General features: G+C 81.8%; 1 pseudogene. It reads right to left on the bottom strand.

From position 1 onward, the window contains the following. Window positions 1–1,729, bottom strand: a pseudogene (locus CTKZ_RS21865) (hypothetical protein); the annotation flags it as partial.

The following is a 1,729-nucleotide window of genomic DNA, read 5'->3' as shown; positions in this document are numbered from 1 at the left end:
GGGCCGGACCGTCGGGTGCCGACCCGGTCTCGCCGCCGCCGGCAGCGCCGTGCGCGGTCCGCCCGCCGGGCGCGTCCGCTGCGCCCTGGCCCACGGCGGCGTCGGTGGCGGGCAGCAGCGTCGACGCCACGGCAGCGTCACCTGTCGCGCGTGCCGCGCCGTCCCCGGTCGACGCACCCGCGTCGGTGCGCCGCTGCACCACGGCGAGCGCGTCCGCCGACGAGGGTGCCGGCCGCGGTGCGGCGGGACGGACGGCCGGGGCCGACGACCCGCCGGGGGTGTCGGCCCGGCGCGACGCGGACGCCGAGTCTGGTGCCGAGAGCGCCCCGGGTCCGCCGGGCGTCCGCGGGTCCCCGACGGCGCGCTGCACGCTCGGCGCGTCACCGACCGTCCTGTGGGCTGCGGCGCTGGTCCCGAGGGGCGGCGGCGAGCTCGCGTCGCTCGGCCCGGCGGTCGACGGGGAGCCGCCGCTCGCGCGGGAGGCGCCACCGGAGCCGGCTGCGCGGTGTGCGGCGGACGTGCCGTCGTCGCTCGAGCCGCGGTCGCCCGACGCGTCGGCGGTGCTCGGTCCTGCACCCGCGACGGTCGTCGACCCGTCGACGTCACGACCTGCCCGCCCGACGGGCCCGTCGGCGCCCACGCTCGCCGCCGACGGCCCGTCCGACGACGGTCGGACGAGGTCCAGCGCGGGCGCGCCGGTCGGCGCGGGCGCGTCGACGTGCACGGCTGGGACACCGCCCGAGAGGCTGGTCGACCGCTGCACGACCTCGGCGGACGTGGACCCGGGCTCGGCGCGGCCGCCGCCGGTGGCGTCGGTCGACCGCTGCACGGCCGACGCCGCCGACGTCGCAGCAGCGGACGGCCGAGCGTCACCGTCACCGCCCGACGCCGGCTGTGCGGCCAGGTGCTCCCCGGCGACGGGTGCCGCACCGGCGGTCCGCCGGTCCGCCGGTGCGGTGGGGGCGCCCGCCGCATGCGCGGACGTGCTCGCGTCGCGCGGCACGAGCGGCAGGTCCGGCGGGGTGCTCGCGAGCGGTGATCGGCTGATCGGTGCCCCGAGGCCCACGCGGCGCTGCACGGCGGCGCCACCGTCGGCCCGCGCGGGCACTGCGGGTGCTGCGGGCGCTGCGGGGGCGACGGTCGGCGGTGGCCCGATCGGCACCGTCGTCGCGTCGCCGTCGCGCCAGGACCCGTCGGAGGCGGGAGCGTCGGTCCCACCGGGCGCGGTCCACCCGTCGGCGGTCCAGCCGTCCCCGCCCCGGGGGGTGTCCGCGGGCGGGCCCGCCGGAGTGACGGTCGGGACGTCCGGCGCCGGCGGGTCCACGGGCACGGCCCGCAGTCGTGGCGTTCCCGCCGGCGCCGAGTCGAGGCCCACGAGGCCGCCGGTGCGGCGCTGCACGGGGGCGGCGGCACGCGGTGCGGGGGGCAGGAGCGTGAGGTCCACGTCGGCGGACCGCTGGACGGGCGGGGCGGAGCGGTCGCCGTCGCCGTCGACGACGCCCGACGGGGCGCGGTGGTCGACGACGTGCGTCATCGACCCGGTGAACGGCAGCGCCGCGCGCGTGGGCAGGTCGGCGAGGAACGCGACGGGGCGGCTGGTCAGCTCGACGGGCCGGACGGTCCGCTGCAGCGGCGGGAGGAACGCCCACCCGGAGGTCGACTCCCGCGCACCGGGCGCGTCCGCGGCCGTGGCGGCCGCGGCCGGAGCCGCCGACGCGCCCGCCGACGC

This window comes from Cellulomonas algicola, assembly GCF_003851725.1.
GTDB classification, from domain to species: Bacteria; Actinomycetota; Actinomycetes; order Actinomycetales; family Cellulomonadaceae; genus Cellulomonas; species Cellulomonas algicola.
This window is presented reverse-complemented; position numbering and strand designations above follow the sequence as displayed.